The 16,936-nt window shown below is 40.7% G+C and carries 12 protein-coding genes; 7 read left to right on the top strand and 5 right to left on the bottom strand.

Features of this window, described 5'->3' with window-relative positions:
* The first annotated feature begins 11 nt into the window (after positions 1 to 11).
* Together mraY and I8751_RS05725 are read left to right on the top strand one after the other, a co-directional pair.
* Complete coding sequence (mraY, locus tag I8751_RS05730; RefSeq protein ID WP_214438216.1) at positions 12 to 1,115, top strand: phospho-N-acetylmuramoyl-pentapeptide-transferase; 1,104 nt, start codon at positions 12 to 14, stop codon at positions 1,113 to 1,115.
* Between the two features lie 248 nt (positions 1,116 to 1,363).
* Positions 1,364 to 2,191, top strand: coding sequence for a metallophosphoesterase (locus I8751_RS05725; protein WP_214438215.1), 828 nt, complete (start codon positions 1,364 to 1,366; stop codon positions 2,189 to 2,191).
* 95 nt (positions 2,192 to 2,286) lie between these two features.
* Here I8751_RS05725 and I8751_RS05720 read toward each other — a convergent pair whose 3' ends face one another.
* A complete protein-coding gene (locus I8751_RS05720; RefSeq protein ID WP_214438214.1) occupies positions 2,287 to 7,392 on the bottom strand; it encodes a WD40 domain-containing protein in 5,106 nt (1,701 codons plus the stop codon).
* Positions 7,362 to 8,699: a P-loop NTPase fold protein gene (locus I8751_RS05715; protein WP_214438213.1), complete on the bottom strand. Its 1,338-nt coding sequence runs from the start codon at positions 8,697 to 8,699 to the stop codon at positions 7,362 to 7,364. The genes I8751_RS05720 and I8751_RS05715 overlap by 31 nt, the downstream gene beginning before the upstream one ends.
* A 396-nt stretch (positions 8,700 to 9,095) precedes the next feature.
* On the opposite strand from I8751_RS05715, the gene I8751_RS05710 reads away from it, so the two are divergent.
* Positions 9,096 to 9,674: a Uma2 family endonuclease gene (locus tag I8751_RS05710; protein WP_214438212.1), complete on the top strand. Its 579-nt coding sequence runs from the start codon at positions 9,096 to 9,098 to the stop codon at positions 9,672 to 9,674.
* Positions 9,675 to 9,712: 38 nt separating this feature from the next.
* Here I8751_RS05710 and I8751_RS05705 read toward each other — a convergent pair whose 3' ends face one another.
* Complete coding sequence (locus I8751_RS05705) at positions 9,713 to 9,943, bottom strand: hypothetical protein (RefSeq protein WP_214438211.1); 231 nt, start codon at positions 9,941 to 9,943, stop codon at positions 9,713 to 9,715.
* Positions 9,944 to 10,253: 310 nt separating this feature from the next.
* Here I8751_RS05705 and tatC point away from each other — a divergent pair, with 310 nt between their 5' ends.
* Positions 10,254 to 11,048 carry a twin-arginine translocase subunit TatC gene (tatC, locus tag I8751_RS05700; protein WP_214438210.1) on the top strand — a complete coding sequence of 265 codons (795 nt, stop codon included), beginning with the start codon at positions 10,254 to 10,256 and terminating at the stop codon, positions 11,046 to 11,048.
* 153 nt (positions 11,049 to 11,201) lie between these two features.
* On the opposite strand, the gene I8751_RS05695 is transcribed toward tatC, so the two are convergent.
* Positions 11,202 to 12,083 carry a 4-hydroxybenzoate solanesyltransferase gene (locus I8751_RS05695; protein WP_214438209.1) on the bottom strand — a complete coding sequence of 294 codons (882 nt, stop codon included), beginning with the start codon at positions 12,081 to 12,083 and terminating at the stop codon, positions 11,202 to 11,204.
* Between the two features lie 197 nt (positions 12,084 to 12,280).
* Between I8751_RS05695 and I8751_RS05690 the strand changes: the two genes are divergently transcribed.
* The 3 genes from I8751_RS05690 to I8751_RS05680 all read left to right on the top strand — a co-directional run bounded on the left by I8751_RS05690 (position 12,281) and on the right by I8751_RS05680 (position 15,529).
* Positions 12,281 to 12,901 carry a Uma2 family endonuclease gene (locus I8751_RS05690; RefSeq protein WP_214438293.1) on the top strand — a complete coding sequence of 207 codons (621 nt, stop codon included), beginning with the start codon at positions 12,281 to 12,283 and terminating at the stop codon, positions 12,899 to 12,901.
* 188 nt (positions 12,902 to 13,089) lie between these two features.
* Complete coding sequence (locus I8751_RS05685; protein ID WP_214438208.1) at positions 13,090 to 14,745, top strand: Ppx/GppA phosphatase family protein; 1,656 nt, start codon at positions 13,090 to 13,092, stop codon at positions 14,743 to 14,745.
* 58 nt (positions 14,746 to 14,803) lie between these two features.
* Positions 14,804 to 15,529, top strand: a complete 726-nt coding sequence (locus I8751_RS05680; RefSeq protein WP_214438207.1) for a cytochrome b/b6 domain-containing protein — start codon at positions 14,804 to 14,806, stop codon at positions 15,527 to 15,529.
* A 110-nt stretch (positions 15,530 to 15,639) separates the two neighbouring features.
* Here the strand turns inward: I8751_RS05680 and I8751_RS05675 are convergent, their stop codons facing one another.
* Complete coding sequence (locus tag I8751_RS05675) at positions 15,640 to 16,803, bottom strand: hybrid sensor histidine kinase/response regulator (protein ID WP_214438206.1); 1,164 nt, start codon at positions 16,801 to 16,803, stop codon at positions 15,640 to 15,642.
* Positions 16,804 to 16,936: the final 133 nt, after the last annotated feature.

Raw genomic sequence — 16,936 nt, 5'->3', positions numbered from 1 at the left:
GGGAAATTTCCGTGGACGCTAAATTATCTCCTAACGAAGGATTGAATTTTTCTGGTATCGGTCTAGCTTCTTGTTTAGCCACCGGGCTAGGTGTAGCAGCACTGATTTTTGATTGGATGGGCAATAGATTGCCCTTGCAAGGTATGTCGCTGACTCTGCCACTCTTGTTGGGTGCTGTGAGTTCGGCTGTTATCGGGTACGTAGTCATACCCCTGTTACAAGCACTCAAAACTGGGCAAATAATCCGCGAAGATGGGCCACAAGCTCATTTAAAAAAGGCAGGGACACCAACAATGGGGGGTATATTTTTTATCCCCGTAGCTGTGATAATTGCCTGTGTCTGTTCTGATTTTACTAAAGAAGTACTTGCTGTCTCAGCTTTGACACTCAGCTATGGGTTTATTGGCTGGATTGATGATTGGCAAATCCTCCGCCGTAAGTCTAATAAAGGTATATCTCCCCGGATGAAACTGGCTTTGCAAGTTGGTTTTGCAGTCGTGTTTTGTCTGTGGTTGATGTTTAATCAACCAGCTAATATTACAAATATTGCTTTGCCTGGAGTGGGCTGGGTATTACCATTAGGTTTTTTATTCTGGCCTTTGGCTGGGTTTGTGTTAGTTGCAGAGAGTAATGCAACTAATTTAACTGATGGCATTGATGGCTTAGCCGCAGGAACAGTGGCGATCGCTTTACTGGCGCTAGGCGCATTAGTAGCCCCTACATCTTTAGGATTAATGGTCTTCTGTGCGGCTTTAAGTGGTAGTTGCTTAGGTTTCTTAGCCCATAACCGCAACCCAGCCCGTGTTTTTATGGGTGATACTGGTTCTTTGGCACTGGGAGGAGCTTTAGCGGCTGTAGCACTGCTAACAAACAGCTTAGTAGCTTTGTTTATTCTCAGTGGTATCTTTTTCGTAGAAACTCTTTCTGTAATGGCACAGGTGAGTTACTACAAAGCCACCAAGGGGCCAGATGGGAAAGGTAAGCGTTTGTTTAAAATGGCTCCTCTACACCATCACCTAGAATTAACCGGCTGGTCAGAATTGCAAGTAGTTGCCGTATTTTATATAATCGCCGCTATCTTAGCTGCAATTTGTTGGGCGATCGCGCCATTTTGAATCTTTAATTACAATTAGTGGAAGACCAATGAATAACCCCCGCAAATGCAGGGGTTATTGTTTTTATATATGAAAGGGAATAGAGAATAGGGAAAAATCATCTATCAAAAGGCCTATTTTATTCGCCATAAGTTAGAGACATCACCCTATAAAATTAATAAGTTCATATTAAATTTTTGCATTTATTCGAGATACATTTTAATTTTTGATAAGCTGTAAACGCTGGTATGAGGAGTATCTATCGTATTATGCACTGGTTGTTTACGGGTTGTTTAAGTGTAGATAAATTAACGGTTAAGATTGCGGAACTTCCCCCATCTTTACAAGGTACAAGATTAGTACAATTGTCAGACTTTCATTATGATGGTTTGCGGCTATCGGAAAAAATGTTAGAAGAAGCGATCGTTGCTACTAACGAAGCTGAACCCGATTTAATTGTATTAACTGGTGATTACGTCACTGACGATCCCACACCGATTCATCAACTTGTGTTACGACTCAAACATCTACAAAGTCGCTATGGTATTTATGCTGTACTCGGCAACCATGACATACACTACAGTCACTCCCAAGCAGAAGTTACAGATGCATTCACTAGTATTGGGGTTCACGTCCTCTGGAATGAAATTGCCTATCCATTAGGGCAAGAATTACCACTAGTAGGACTTGCTGATTATTGGTCAAAAGAATTTAGTCCTGCACCAGTTATGAAGCAAATAGACCCAGCCATACCTCGGATTGTTTTATCTCACAACCCAGATACTGCCAAAATATTGGCACAGTGGCGCGTAGATCTGCAATTATCGGGTCATACCCACGGTGGTCATATTGTGATCCCAGGCATTGGCCCTGTGGTTTTTCATTATAAAAAGCTACTGAAACAACTACCCAAAAAAATGCGGCGTTGGGTACCCTTTTTATTAGGAGATTGTTCAAAAGTAGTGCGATATTGGGAGTGGGCGCAGGGGTTTCACCAAGTTGCAGACAATCAATTGTATGTTAATCGTGGCTTGGGAACTTATCGACCAGGACGCTTATTTTGTCCGCCAGAAGTAACTGTAATTACTTTAGTTTAATAAGATGTATTGGGCATGGGGCATTGGAGTCTCCATGTTGATATTGGTCGAAGGAGTATTTTTAAGTCAGCTTTACTACGAATTACGAATTAGTATCATCTACCAAAACACAAGGCGCGATCGCTTCTTGTAACTTTCGGGTTAGTCTGTAAATAATTTTGTAATAAGTTGCAACCCCGCGCTAGTAAATTTTCTAGTTTGATATCTTCCAGATCGCGGAAAATCACTGTACCGTTACCACTACCCGCAGCCAGAGTCTTGCTATCAGGACTAAAGCTGACACTAGTTAACTCTTCTTTATCACCTTTCAAAGCAATTAACAAAGTTCCTTGTCGGTTCCAAAGCCTGACTTTGTTATCACTAGAAGCAGCTAAAGTTTTGCCATCGGGACTAAAACTGACACTAATGAAACTATCGCCGTCCCCTACGAGATTGCTTAACAAAAGTCCGTCCCGACTCCAAAGTTTGACCGTGCTATCAATACTAACTGAGGCTAACTCCTGACTATCAGGCGACCATGCTACCCCGTTGACTCGACGACTGTGCCCATTTAGGGTATGTAGTAATTTACCACCACGGTTCCAAAGCTTCACGGTTTTGTCATCGCTAGCAGAGGCTAAAAGCTTACCATCAGGACTAAAGCTGACCCAATTAACTGCATCTTGATGTCCTTGCAAGGTTTTGATTAGTTTACCGTCTCGGCTCCAAAGCTTCACTGTTTTATCTTTACTAGCCGAGGCAATTTCTTGACCATCAGGTGTCCAAGCCACGCCCAAAACCGCATCTTGATGACCCTGCAAGGTTTTTAGTAGTTTACCGTCACGACCCCAAAGCTTCAGTGTTTTATCTCTACTAGCCGAGGCGATAGTCTGACCATCAGGACTAAAGCTAACGCCCCAAACTTGACCCTGATGACCTTTTAAGGTACTGAGCAATTTACCATTGCGACTTAAAAGTTTGATAGTTTGATCTTGACTTGCTGCTGCTAAAGTGCGATCGCTTGGGCTAAAACTAATACTAGTAATCCAATTGTCATTATTAATTTTGGGATTTCGTAGCAGCACCTCATCCCAATGCCAAAGTTTGATAGTTTTGTCACGACTAGCAGAAGACAGGGTGCGACCATCTGGACTAAAATTGACGCTATTGACCCAATTATTATGTCCTTTTAAAGTTCCTAGCAGCACACCTTGGGAAGTCCAAAGTTTGATCGTTTCGTCGGTGCTGGCTGAGGCAATAGTATTACCATTAGGGCTAAAATTGACACTAGTAACTCCTGCACTATGGCCTGACAAAATCCTCAACAGCTGACCTGTGGTATTCCAAAGTTTAATAGTTTTGTCTAAACTAGCGGTGGCAATAATCCGACCATCCGGCGACCAGGTAATACTTTTCACCGCGTCTTCGTGTCCTTCCCAAGTTTTGAGCAACTGACCATCCCGATTCCAAAGGTTGATACTATTGTCAGCACCAGCAGAAGCGATGGTTTGACCGTCAGGCGACCAAGCTACGCCCAAAACCGCCAGATTATGCCCTTTTAATGTGTGGAGTAATTTGCCGTCTCGGCTCCATAATTTGACCGTTTTATCTGTACTAGCTGAAGCAATGAATTGACTATCAGGGCTGAAACTAACATTATTTACTACACCCTCATGACCAAGTAAGGTGGTAAGCAGCTGACCATCCCGACTCCAGAGTTTGACTGTCTTATCCTGACTAGCAGATGCCAAAAGTTGTCCATTAGGACTAAATGTAACGCTATTGACGACATCATCATGTCCCGATAAAGTCGTCACTAAACTACCATCAAAGCGCCAAAGTTTGATTGTATTATCTGCACTTGCCGAAGCAATTAAAGAGCGTTCGGGGCTAAATGTAACGCTATTTACCCCAGAATTATGTCCTTCTAAACGGTTATATTCTCTCGCTCCTGAAAGTGCTTGATATAGCGCCGTCTGTACTTTTTCTCTCGTAGAAATATCTACCCAAACAGCTTGTTGTAGTTTTTTACCTGCCTTTAAACCTTCTTTTAAAGCATCAAGTCCTTTTTGGGAAGCAAATAGAGCTTCACTAGATACACTGAGGGTTTTAATTTCGCTATCTACTGCTGTAACAATAGAGACGCTTAACCCTAATATGGCTAGAAATGAAGCAGCCAAAGCAATTTTCAGTGTGCGGTTTAATCGCGCTTCACTCAGCCTTTGTTGTTTTTGACTTTCTGCTAGTTGAGCAGTTAATTCTTTTTCTTTGAGTTCAGCTCGCAATTGCTCAATTTCTAACTGACTCAATTCTTCACGCTTGCGTAGTTCTCGTAATTCTGCAACTAAATCTAATCCTGGTTGGGGATGAATATTTATTAGTTTGGCTTGCTGCTTTTTTTGGCTGAGTTCGTTTTTGAGTCGCTCAATCTCAGATTGGCTTTGTTCTACTTTATAACGCAGTTGGTTAAGTTGGGCTTGTAAACTCGATTCTTGTTGTTGGAGATAACGAATCAAGTCTACTAAATAATCATGAATTAGTTGATAGCGTTCCGGCATATCGGGAAACAGTACTACTAAACCGGAACTCACTAAAATGTCCAATACTAACTCTAATTTGGCAGCATCTTCGATTTCAGCTAATTCTGCTGTTAATTCCGCACGAGTTTTAAAAGGGCGTTGCTTGCTTTCATCTGTTAAAAAATACAAGACCAATAACGCTGCTCGTTCATTTTCTGGGCCGCAATCTTTAATTAATTCTTTGATATATCTTTCAATAAGTTTATTTGGTCTATATTGCTGATATTGCTCTAAGGTAGTAATTCGCTCATCTTGGAGTTGCGCTCCCACAACTTGCAATTCAATAGGTCTAACTTCTCCTAATTCTGTTGCTAAATCATCAACTAAAGCATTAATTAAGGCAGGTTCTAAGTTAAATTGAGAACGTCCTGTTAGCTGACGAATAATGGCTTTGGCATATTCTGGAGAAAAATTATTTAATTGGTAGCGGATATTTTTATCGAGAATATTATTGTTAATTGCTTCTAATGCAGAGAGATGTTTAAACTCTAATAACCGATGCAAATAATCTTCTCGTAAGGTGAGAATAACTTTCACAAAGGATATATTTAAACACTGACTAATAAATTTATCAAATTCTTGTTTTTGCTGGCGATCGCTATATCCAAAGAAAAATTCTTCAAACTGATCGAGAATTAAAACGGTGATCAGATGATTATTAGCATTTTCTTGTAATTGTTGGATAATTTCATCAATATTAACGAGTTGGGTAGAGTCAGGCAAATCCTCCGGCGCAAGAGCTACTTCTTTTTTAATATGAGATATAGACTCGCTCAAAGATTTTCCTAATGCTTGCACCCAGTCAGTATAAACTTGCAAGACTACAGGCACGGCAATTTGATCGCCCACTGCCCGATTTTGCAATGCCGGTACTAAACCCGCTGTGACAGTAGAACTCTTGCCTACCCCTGATGGCCCGTGAATTACTGTCAACTTTTGATCGGCGCGGCTAATTCTGCCAATCAAGTTATTAATATCTCGCTCTCGACCAGAGGCGGCAATTTCTAGGGCAATAGTGCTGCTACTTGAGGGAGACATTAAAGCTGGGTTTGTCACTTGGCGTTGGGGTTGCAAACGCCCTGCACCAATGAAAGCCCGAAAGCCATACTGCTGTTCGACAGAACGCCGTTTTTGTCTAATGTAATAGGCTTCTAAATATCTACCTGCTTCAAAATAAAGCGATCGCAATGTCCGCAACAATCGAATATAACGATGGGCATCGTATTGATGAGCGCTATTTTCTAAAGCTTTTGGTAGTTCTTTGCTAGCTTTTTCTAAATATTCCCCCGCTACTTTTCGTTCACCTAAATTTCGCTGTGCTTTTGCTAAAATTAAATAATAAACTTGTGCCAAGAGTAAGGGAAATAAGCAGTGATGGGGATCATTATGTTTTTGCGCTTCTCCTAATTTTAGTAAGCATACATGGGCTAATACACTCGCCTGTACCCATCGTGACTCTTGTACTGCCACTTGTGCTAGAAAACCATAGTCGCAAGCAAGTTGGATTTGACTGCCATAAGTTTGATGTAACTCTAAAGATTGTTCGGCAATAATTTGTAATTCTGACCACTGTTCTAGATGTTGTAAAACTTCTGTAAGTTGACCAATAAACTCAGCAACTATATCTGGACGCTGAGCTACCTGCAAAATATTTAAACATTGCTGAAAATAAGATTTAGCCGCTTCCCAATGGCGGCGATTTTCTGTGCGATTTTGCTCTGCTAGGCGGCAGTGACATAAACCGACATAAAATAGCAAAACTCCCTGTCTTAGTGGAGGTGAAGTGTAATTGTTGACAATTTCTAATTCTGTACCCCAGGAACTTGGAAGTTTTGGAATGTGATTTTCTGGGTGATTTTGCTGTGCTAAATGCTGCCAAATTTGCAAACTTTGGCGAAAATGGTTTAAAGCTATATTGATGCGATCGCTCACATAATTATCAAGACCAAAAACAAATTTTAAACTGGCGTGTAATTCTGGTTCTAAGGTAATGCCGCGATCGTGCAACTCTTTAATGGCAAATTGAAGCTCATCGCTATGTTCCCAGACTTGCTCTAAGGTGGAATGATTATCGCCTACTTGAGTTTTTTGGGGTTCTACAGCATCAGTTGGCAGCACTTTGGCAAACAAAGAATCAGTTTCTTGTTGCAAAAATTGCAGCAACTGGGGAGTTGTCATTTCAAATCTAATTGGTGTAGCGGCCCAACTAGCAAAATCAGGTGCTAAGCGTGCCACTTTTTGCAATACTTGATCATTCACCCATACAATCATGGGAAATGGATGACGTTTGCGAAATTCATCCCGAATCTGATTGACTGAACTCAATAAATCATCAATTCCCTCCACTGACTCTAAACCCAAAACCATCAATGCTAATGGTGGTTGCTCATCAGTAAGTATCTGTAAATGAATACTTGTATACAGAGTCCTGGCATTGTGAGGCAGAACTACCTTTTGAATGTAGTGCGTTCCTAAAAATCTTTCTGCGAGTTGTTGCAGTATTTGCTCTTGCAAGACTCGATAGTTGCAGCACACTAAAACCACAGAAAATTGGCCGTTAGAGAGAGAAATTGCCCTCCCTAGACTCCGCAAAGCCCGTTCGTTAGCTGCTGTTATATTTGCTTGTGGGTGTCGTTCAACCATGATTTAAATTTTTGCGTTTCCTCTAAAACGGGGTTGACGGCAAACCAAGCTCCTTGATGGTCGCGGTATTCAAAAACAAACAAACTCCGCAATAAAGTGTGATATTCTATATCTCCTCTCACCTTTTGCTGTTGCATGACTTGAAATATTAGTTCCCACTCATGGGGATCTATGGCATTAACTCGGTAGTCTCTTTGTCTTTGAATCACCAACTCCACACATTCTCGCTCAAAAGGCGGATCTTGTTCTCGCAGACAGTCATATAGCAGTCCTAGTAAGTCGCGCACATGACCACCACTAATCAGGCACAACCGATCTAATGTTGCTAAATTATCAAATACTTCTGTAATCAAGTTTAAGCGATCGCTTGGCAGAATCTCTGGGAAGGCTCTCGCTAAAACCATCTGGCGGATCATTGCTAACCCTTGGTTGAAAACTTCACCAGAACGCAGACGCACGGGTATCATCGGTAAAACTTTCGGAGCTACTCCACCCCCCAAGCGATGCTGAAGTTCGGCGCTATCGTTGGAAAAAGTCAAGGCTAGGGGAATCGTATAGACGATATGACAATTTAGTTTGCGTAATTGCTCGCCTCGCTGAATAAATAAGTATTCTGGTAGCGATCGCCCGGATGGTAAAGGACGAATTGCTACTCGATCTAGGTTGTCAACAATTACTACTAATCCTGATTTACCCAAGGCTTTGAGTTGTTGATTAGCACGCTCTAATAGTTCTTGATTAATTGACTGCAAAATATTTTGGGTACGCGGTTCTAAATAATCTCTTAACCGCCGCCGCAATTGGGGACTTTCTTTAGTTTTGGCGGTAATTTTGGCGATACCTACAGACAACTCTGCTTCTACCCCTAATTCAATTGGCGTTTGCATAAAATCGATAACCTCAGCAAATAATTTAGTAAAGTAGCTGGGTTTGAGTCGAATTTTCATTGCTTCTAGGCTTTCGCTGACTTGACCTGCGATCGCCAACAAAATATCAGTCACATCCACATCTGCCATTTCTAAGACATGGGTAGACTCAAAATAAACTACATGAAATTTTTGCTCTTCTAACTCTGCTTTCAGTCGCAACAATTCTGTTGATTTCCCACAGCCTAGATGCCCCGTAAATAGCTGACAGGTGGGCGTATTCGGTGATATCCGAGTAATAGTACGTTGCAGAGCCTCAATGATTTTGCCACCCCGCACCGCCGCAAAATCAATATAGTATCGGCGATCGGTAGCATTTCCTATCATTAGAGGTCTGCTCGGATTACAAGCCTGATAAAATCTTTCTAAATCTAGGAGCATAACTAGTCAGGTTCACTTCAGAAATGGGATGACGAAATCTGCTTAATAAATTTGTTTACTTTGTATATTTATGATTTGGTTTAATTTCATCCCATCAAATCAATAACCAAACTAGTATAAATTTGAGATAATTTAAAATATTTATATTTTATAGGTAACACAGCAATTATGCCATTCCTTAAGTCAGCAGCAATACTACTAACAATACAAATTGCCAAAATCTATAATATAAAAATAGGTACTTTTAGGAATATTAAAAATATTCAGTAGAATGAAAGGTAGTTTTATGTAGAATTTTGTAGTACTTCAAACAAATTGAATTTATCTTCCCAGATGCTGATTTCCCCTTTACCACTTCCTTGACACAAATAGCATTTTAGTGGAACAGAATTAATTATGACTGCTTTAATTTTACAATTACCTCCTAATCTCAAATTTACAGATGAGGAATTTGAGCAGATTGTTGCTGTAAATAAAGAGTTGCGTTTGGAGTTAACTGCTGAAGGAGAGTTAGTAATTATGTCACCCACTGGCGGAGAAACGGGAAACCGTAATTTTGATTTGTTAGGTCAACTATGGTTTTGGAATAGTCAAAATAATTTAGGAAAAGCTTTTGATTCTTCCACTGGTTTTAAACTTTCCAATGGCGCAACTCGTTCTCCTGATGCTTCCTGGGTAAAGACGGAACGGTGGGACGCTCTCACACCGCAACAAAAAAAGAAATATCTCCCCTTGTGTCCAGATTTTGCAGTGGAATTAGTTTCAGAAACTGATGATATAAAAGATACTCAAGCTAAGATACAGGAATACTTAACAAATGGTTTACAACTTGGTTGGTTAATCAATCCTAAAGATCAACAAGTCATTATTTATCGTCCTAATCAAGCACCTGAAATTTTGCAATCTCCTAAGCATTTATCTGGTGAAGATGTTCTCCGTGTTTTTGTTTTAAATTTACAGCCGATTTTTGCATAAATAAATGCCTATTCTTGTATAAATTAGTTCCAAATCTATCAATCTTTACAGTCACCAGAGCGCAGGCACTCTCCTGTTTGTTCGTCTCTGGCAAATATCTGCCACGGAAGTAAGTGTAACTGAGTATTTTTACTGTGGACAGTTAAAGCTTTGATTATAGAGATCTGGTCTTGCAAAATTCGTATGTTGCCACTACTAGCAAAGCTGGCCTCGGCAGTATATAAATAAACAGGCAATGCCATTAGTCCAATGTAAATTGTCCTATTCATACAAACCTCAGCAAAAAATTTCCGATCGCGTTATGTATAGACACCATCTTGATAAACCGGAGTTTAAAAACTGAGCATTGTATCTTGATGTTGCGTCAATTTATTTAATGCTACTGGCCGCAGAGACGTGATTTACAAATTATCTGTTCCACCGTTGTTGAGTGTAGATATGTCTACAAGATGGCTTCCCATTAACTTATGCACAGTCCATCCCGCAAATCAGGATAAAATTCCCTAGTAGCCAAAAACATATTTTCGTAGCTGCTTCCCCAGATAAAATAGTTAATAAATGTTGCCTACTAGCGGACTCATGACACCTTCACAAGATGTAGACACTATCCCTACTCCAGATATTGACCAAGAAGAATATGGCAACTTGGAAAATGATCCTTTTGATGAGTTGCCAGGAGAGGTCGAAATGTCTTTGTTCGACCACCTAGAAGAGTTACGACAGCGAATTTTCTACTCTCTGATTGCTGTAATAATTGGTGTTGTCGGCTGTTTTCTGGCCGTTAAGCCGATTGTGCAGTTACTGGAAGTCCCAGCTCAAGGAGTAAAATTTCTCCAACTGGCTCCAGGAGAATATTTCTTTGTTTCCATCAAAGTTGCAGGCTATAGCGGTTTGGTACTTGCTAGCCCTTTCATTCTTTACCAAATTATCCAGTTTGTTTTGCCAGGGCTGACTCGCCGCGAACGTCGCTTACTAGGGCCTGTAGTTTTGGGATCAAGTGTATTGTTTGGTGCAGGGTTAGTATTTGCCTATTTGCTTCTCATCCCCGCAGCTTTGAGATTTTTTATCAGCTATGGAGCAGATGTCGTAGAGCAGCTGTGGTCAATTGACAAATATTTTGAATTTGTTTTGCTGTTGTTATTCAGTACTGGTTTGGCGTTTCAAATTCCGATTATCCAACTTTTGCTCGGTAATTTAGGTATTGTTTCTTCTGAAAGAATGATAGCTGGTTGGCGTTTCGTGATCATGGGAGCAGTGGTTTTAGGAGCCATCCTCACACCTTCTACTGATCCCCTTACCCAGAGTCTTTTAGCAGGAGCAGTGCTGGGGCTATATTTCGGTGGTGTTGGTCTAGTTAAGCTTACAGGTAAATAATGTAACAGGCAATAGGCTTGAAAGTCTTTTGGTATGAAGGTTGTAGGATCGAGTTTATGTCCTAAACTAACTGGCTGGCGATAGCTATAATTGCTTTGCTGATATGCAAAAATTTAACTTTTAAGTAAATGCTGGAAATGCGATCGCTCTGGTTTAAAAAGAACCGATGATCATCCCAGCCAGCAATATAAAACCAATCCATACATTTTGCCGAAACATTATGCCATAAGCAGAATTAGGTAAATCTGGTTTTCGTAATTGGAGAAACTGCCAAAACCAGCCAATACTACCAATTACTAAACTAATCCAAAAAGCCAGCTTCAGGTGAATAGAAATACCTAACCAAGCTAGGAAAATAATTGTACCAACAAAGAAAATACCAATAGCTACAGATGCATAATCTCCAAAAAATAAGGCACTAGATTTAACACCTATGCGTTGGTCATCCTCGCGATCGCTCATGGCATAAACAGTATCAAATCCCAATGTCCATAGTACAGTCGCCCCCCACAGAAACCATGTTGCAGGTGAAAGGTTTTGCGTGACTGCACTCCAGCTAATTAATACGCCAAAACCCCAGGCAATTGAAAGAACTAGCTGTGGAACTGGAAACACACGTTTTGCCCCTGGATAAAGCAAAATTACAGGCACTGCTGCGACACATAACCAGAAACTTAGGGGGTTAAGATAAAATGCCAAACCTGCGGCACATGCCATTGCTACTATGGCAACTACAATACCAACTTTTATAGAAAGGGCACGGGAAGCAAGGGGGCGATCGCGGGTTCTCTCTACTTGTGGATCTATATCTCGATCCCACAAATCATTGACTACACAACCAGCCGCGCTTGTGGCCAAAGTACCCAATATAATCACGCCAACTAAAGGTAAGGGCGGTTTTCCAGAGGCTGCCAAAAACACAGCCCAAAGAGCAGGAATCATTAAAATTAATCGTCCTTCTGGTTTATGCCACCGCAAAAGCTGGACAATAACCAACCATAAAGGTTCTGGGTTGCGTTCTGGCGTACTTAACATAAAAATAAAAAACTAAACTTTAGCATTTTATCAGCAGTGAGGAGAGCAACTAACTCCATATATAGCAATATTTATCCTTAAAGGGAGAATCAAAGATATGCAAGTATGGTAAATATATCGTCACTGAAGAAATGTTTTTGCCTGAATCTTTGATGGTATGACAGATGCAAGAAAGCGGCATGACCAAAACGACTATTATGATTCAAGCCTTACGCAAACTAGTAACCTTTGAAGATTTTGCAGCGTGGCGACCCGAAGGAGGAAGGTACGAATTACATGATGGCGTGATTGTGGAAATGGCACAACCAGCAGGAGACCATGAAGACGTTGTTGGTTTTATAGCAAGAAAACTAACAGTAGAATTTGATCGATTAAATTTACCCTATACAATCCCTAAAACTGCACTGGTAAAACCTTTGACCTCGGAATCTGGTTACTCCCCAGATGTACTATTACTCAATCGCCCTAATTTAGTGAATGAGCCGCTATGGAAAAGAGAATCAACTGTAAGCCTTGCAGCATCAATTCCCTTAGTAGTTGAGGTAGTTAGTAGCAACTGGGATGATGACTACTACACAAAACAGGGTAAGTATGAAGGTATTGGCATTCCTGAATACTGGGTTGTAGATTATCTCGGTCTAGGCGCTAAAAAGTTCACTGGCAACCCCAAACAACCTACTATATCTATTTATCAATTAATTGATGGTGAATATCAAGTTACTCGCTTTAGAGGCGACGACCGTATTGTATCACCTACTTTTCCCCAATTAAACCTGATTGCTCAACAAATTTTTCAAGCTGGTAGTTCCCAAGTGTAGCCTTAACAGGTAAATCTTTGTGAAGTGAAGTGATGTCTGGCGACAAGAAGCAGAGCTTCTACGCACTTCTTAACAACTTCTTCTTTTTACTCAAAACGAAACAAGCTAGATTCGTTATTAAATATTAAAGACAGTATTTTTGAGTATTCCAGAAAAATCATCAGCTAAAACTATTAATAATATGTGATATGGGATTAAATTTAGTTTCACCTAACTGGGAGAGTATTAGTACTCAACTAGTTAAGCAACAACGGATTATTGCTGCCATTGACTTGGGAACAAATTCTCTGCACATGGTAGTAGTAAAAATTGACCCGACTCTACCAGCTTTTAGCATCATCGCCAGAGAAAAAGAAACCGTGAGATTGGGCGATCGCAATATTACTACTGGGGAACTGAAACCAGAGATTATTGAAAAAGCGATCGCAGCTTTGAGACGCTTCCAAGAAGTTGCCAAAACCTTCAACGCTGAAACAATCGTAGCTGTGGCTACTAGTGCTGTACGTGAATCTCCTAATGGACGAGATTTTTTACACAGAGTAGATACAGAATTAGGTTTAAGCGTTGACTTGATTTCTGGACAAGAAGAGGCGCGACGCATTTATTTAGGTGTGTTGTCGGGGATGGAATTTCACAACCAACCCCAGATGATTATCGATATTGGTGGTGGTTCCACAGAATTAATTTTGGGGGACTGTCATGAACCGCGGACTCTTACCAGTACTAAAGTTGGTGCAGTGCGACTCACTAGCGAGATAATCACCACCGACCCCATCAGCAATATAGAGTTTCAGTACCTACAAGCCTATGCACGAGGTATGTTAGAACGTGCTGTAGACGAAGTCCTGGCAAATATCCAGTTTGGCGAATCTCCCCGGTTAATTGGCACTTCTGGCACGATTGAAACCCTCGCCATGATCCATGCGCGGGAGAATTTAGGTTCTGTTCCTTCTACCCTTAATGGCTACCAATTTAGTTTTCAAGACTTACAAGAGTGGGTAAATCGCTTACGGAAAATGACCCATTTCGAAAGGGCTGCTATACCAGGTATGCCAGATAAGCGGGCTGAAGTGATTTTAGCTGGTGCGGTGATTTTACAAGAAGCTATGACTTTGTTGGGTGCTGAATCCATAACAGCCTGTGGGCGTTCCCTGCGGGAAGGCGTGATTGTAGATTGGATGCTAGCCCACGGTTTAATTGAAGATAGACTGCGTTACCAAGGTTCAGTGCGTCAACGGAGTGTCTTAAAACATGCGAATAAGTACCAAATTAAATTAGAACATAGCGATCGCGTGGCTTTATTTGCCCTCAGTTTATTTGACCAAACTCAGGGTACACTCCACAACTGGGGTGTCAACGAGCGACAATTACTTTGGGCTGCTGCGATATTACACAATTGCGGTCATTATATTAGCCATTCGGCCCATCACAAGCACTCTTACTATCTCATTCGTAATGGTGAATTACTCGGCTATACCGAAACCGAGATCGAAATTATTGCCAATTTAGCGCGTTATCATCGCAAATCTGCACCTAAGAAAAAGCACGAAAATTATCGTAATTTGCTGAGTAAACAGCACCGACAAATAGTTAGTCAATTGAGTAGTATTTTGAGATTAGCAGTAGCATTAGATAGACGGCAAATTGGGGCGATCGCCGGAGTTAAATGTGAGTATTATCCAGAATTTAAACAGGTTAATTTGCAAGTGTTTCCATTTCAACTTAATGATGATTGTGCCTTAGAACTGTGGAGTTTAAATTTTAAAAAAGGAGTATTTGAAGAAGAATTTGGCGTGAAATTAGTAGCGAATTTAGAAAAATCTACAATTCCTGACTTTTCTTAAAAACAAGTATGGTGCGTCTTAGCGTGACGAACTGTTCTATTAAAAATCAAATTTTTTTATGTCCCGTTATACTCGCTATCAACCTTTTTTACTGCGAATTCTTCATGGTGTAAGTGGCATTCTAGCGATCGCCGCCATCATTACAGGATTTTTGGTTTACAATACCTTCGATGGTAGATTTGGTAAAATACTAATTCCTCGTGTCGATGCAATTATAGATATTCACGGTACATTTGCAGTCATGTTCTTTGCTGCTTTACCAGCGTTCGCCCTCTACAGTTTTCATGCAGGAAATAAACGGCTGTTGCAAGAAGATTCTTTAAAGAATTTAACTCAAGTTGGTAAGCCAATTTGGTGGGTTAGCTTGCAAAGAATTGCCAATACACTGATGCTGATAGCTTCTGTATTAGCTGTAGTTTCTGGCAGAATGATGAAAGAAGAATGGCTGCCAATAGGAGAGTTGAATCACAGTTGGTATTACCTCCACTTAAGTGCTTGGATTGTGATAGTTTGCTGTTTAGCAATTCATATTTTAATATCTAGTAAAGTGGGTGGTTTACCGTTATTAGTCTCTATGTTTTTGTTGAAGGTACGTCCTGAAGATAGTCCTAGTTATTGGTTGAATCGTGTTCGTAATTGGTGGAGTAATTTATCAGCTAATTTTGGAACAGCCATTAGTAATTGGCAGCAAAATAATTTGCCTTTAAAAATTATAGAAGTAATAGTGGTAGTTGGAATGATTGCAGCGCTTATTTTGCCTTTATTTGCTGGTGGTGAATCCTAGAATTTATTTTTAAACGCAAAGGGGCGCAGAGGTTTACGCAGAGTAACACAGAGGTTTAATTGTTAATTCTGGCATAAATTCACAGACAGGCTAAAGTTTTTTCTAACAGCTTAACTTTTGATCAAAGGTAACGTGACAGTAAATGTCGTACCGAAGCCAACTTTACTATCAACTGCAATTTCGCCCCTGTGTGCATCAACGCACTTTTTAACTATTGCTAATCCCAAGCCGGTACCAGGTGTTGAACCGACGTTTTCGGCACGATGAAAAGGCTGAAATAATTGTTTTTGGTCGTTTTGGGGAATGCCAATGCCCCAATCTTGAATCCGAAATATTACTACATGTTCTTGAGCGATTAGCTCAAACTGGACTTTACCACCTGGTAATGAATACTTAATGGCATTACCAAGCAAATTACCCAAAATGTGGCGCAACAGGTTTTCATCCCATAAAGCATCGCTTAATTCCCCAAAGCTGGCGAAAACTAAAGTGAGATGCTTTTCCCTGACAGTTAGTTGAGCTTCTTCAACAAGTTGGCGGCAGAATGCTTCTAAGTTGAGGGGGCTAAGTTGACACGAAAGTCTACCTGAATCTGCTTTACCGATGAATGACACCTCATCTAACATTTTTGCCATATTTTTGATTGCCGAACGAATCATCTGCAAATGAGTATGTTTTTTCTCTTTAGTTAATTTGTCGTCGTTGTTTTGTAACAATCCAGCAGCCAAGAGAATAGTATTCAAAGGATTGCGGATGTCATGAGAAAGCATCGAAACAAACTCCGATTTGAATTGGTTAAGTTCATTAGCTTTTACCAGTTCCGCAGTTCGTTCTTCAACTCGGCTTTGTAGTGTTTGATTAACGGTGCGTAATGTCTCTAAAACTTGCTTACGCTCGATTGCATAATGCACAGAGCGAACCAAAACATCTGTATTCACCTGCCGTTTGACTAAATAATCTTGTGCCCCTTGCCGTACTGCTTCAATTGCCAGTTCTTCATCGTTGGTATTTGTAAGTACAACGATTGGGACGCTAGGAGCATTAATAATCAAAGGAGGTAAAGATGACAATCCTTGACTGTCAGGCAGTGTAAGATCCAAGAGAATGACATCATAAGTGTCTTGACGTAGTTCTTGGAGAGCTTCCTGCAATCGTTTCACATGAACCAGCGTAAACTCTTTGGACTGTGCTTGCTTCAGAAACTCTTGCAACAGCCTAGCTTCAGCCAGATTGTCCTCAATTAACAAGATTTTTACTAAGTAGCTCGCAGTCATAATCTTGTGGTTTCACCCCTTGGTGCCCCTCTATCCTGAAAGTTAAAAGTTTGGAATTGGGCATAGGACATAGGGCATTGGGCATGGGGCATTGGGAAGAAGGGGTAAAGGGGAATGGGGAAGGGGTAAAGGG

The organism is Atlanticothrix silvestris CENA357 (assembly GCF_016056295.1).
Taxonomy (GTDB): domain Bacteria; phylum Cyanobacteriota; class Cyanobacteriia; order Cyanobacteriales; family Nostocaceae; genus Atlanticothrix; species Atlanticothrix silvestris.
This window is presented reverse-complemented; position numbering and strand designations above follow the sequence as displayed.

Excerpts from the sequence above, each read along its gene's own strand:
- I8751_RS05725 (WP_214438215.1), top strand. The coding sequence starts at position 1,364 with ATGCACTGGTTGTTTACGGGTTGTTTAAGTGTAGATAAATTAACGGTT.
- I8751_RS05720 (WP_214438214.1), bottom strand. The coding sequence starts at position 7,392 with ATGGTTGAACGACACCCACAAGCAAATATAACAGCAGCTAACGAACGG.
- I8751_RS05715 (WP_214438213.1), bottom strand. The coding sequence starts at position 8,699 with ATGCTCCTAGATTTAGAAAGATTTTATCAGGCTTGTAATCCGAGCAGA.
- I8751_RS05710 (WP_214438212.1), top strand. The coding sequence starts at position 9,096 with ATGACTGCTTTAATTTTACAATTACCTCCTAATCTCAAATTTACAGAT.
- I8751_RS05705 (WP_214438211.1), bottom strand. The coding sequence starts at position 9,943 with ATGAATAGGACAATTTACATTGGACTAATGGCATTGCCTGTTTATTTA.
- tatC (WP_214438210.1), top strand. The coding sequence starts at position 10,254 with ATGACACCTTCACAAGATGTAGACACTATCCCTACTCCAGATATTGAC.
- I8751_RS05695 (WP_214438209.1), bottom strand. The coding sequence starts at position 12,083 with ATGTTAAGTACGCCAGAACGCAACCCAGAACCTTTATGGTTGGTTATT.
- I8751_RS05690 (WP_214438293.1), top strand. The coding sequence starts at position 12,281 with ATGATTCAAGCCTTACGCAAACTAGTAACCTTTGAAGATTTTGCAGCG.
- I8751_RS05685 (WP_214438208.1), top strand. The coding sequence starts at position 13,090 with ATGGGATTAAATTTAGTTTCACCTAACTGGGAGAGTATTAGTACTCAA.
- I8751_RS05680 (WP_214438207.1), top strand. The coding sequence starts at position 14,804 with ATGTCCCGTTATACTCGCTATCAACCTTTTTTACTGCGAATTCTTCAT.
- I8751_RS05675 (WP_214438206.1), bottom strand. The coding sequence starts at position 16,803 with ATGACTGCGAGCTACTTAGTAAAAATCTTGTTAATTGAGGACAATCTG.